Below are 660 nucleotides of genomic sequence, written 5' to 3' on the forward strand. Positions count from 1 at the left end.
CAATGCGGCGCGCTCCACCGCCAGCGGCGTGGGCGTCCGGGCCGGGGCGACCTTCAGCTTCGAGGACGGCTGGTTTGCGGGCGGCCTGTTCCGCTACGGCTACCGGGATTTCCGGGTGTCCGACCGCCTGTTCAAGGCCGACATCCACTCGTTCTCGGGCGGAGCCTACGGCGGCAAGGTCTGGGACGTGGGCACGGGGTCGCTGCGCACGACCCTGGGCGGGCTCTACACCCGCCACGGCATCGACAGCCGGCGCACCGCCCTGGGCGAGCGCCTGAAGGCGGACTACGGGGCCAACGTGTTCCAGGTTGTGGGCGAGGCCGCCTGGCGGATCCAGGCCACCGACGCCCTGATGGTGGAGCCCTTTGCCGGAGGCTCGTGGGCTATGGGCTACACCGAAGGCTTCTCGGAGAGCGGCGGTGTTGCGGGCCTGCGCGGCCACAGCCAGGCGAGCCACACGGGGGTCACCACGGTGGGTGTGCGGATGGATGCCCGGGTGCATGAGAACGCGGTGCTGAAGCTGGACCTGGGCTGGGAGCATGTGTACGGCGACATCGACACCAACAGCCGGATGGCGTTCCTTGCGGGGTCGGATGACTTCCTCGTGCGGGGGACACCGGCGGACCGGGATGCGGCTGTGGTGGGTGTGGGCGCCGAGGT

1 protein-coding gene is annotated in these 660 nt (G+C 70.6%); it reads left to right on the top strand.

Features of this window, described 5'->3' with window-relative positions; all coding sequences use genetic code 11:
• Positions 1-660 (top strand): autotransporter outer membrane beta-barrel domain-containing protein (locus IHV25_RS10225; protein WP_192535025.1); only part of this gene is annotated, 660 nt, incomplete at both ends.

The sequence above is a fragment of the Phaeovibrio sulfidiphilus genome (assembly GCF_014861485.1).
GTDB lineage: Bacteria > Pseudomonadota > Alphaproteobacteria > Rhodospirillales > Rhodospirillaceae > Phaeovibrio > Phaeovibrio sulfidiphilus.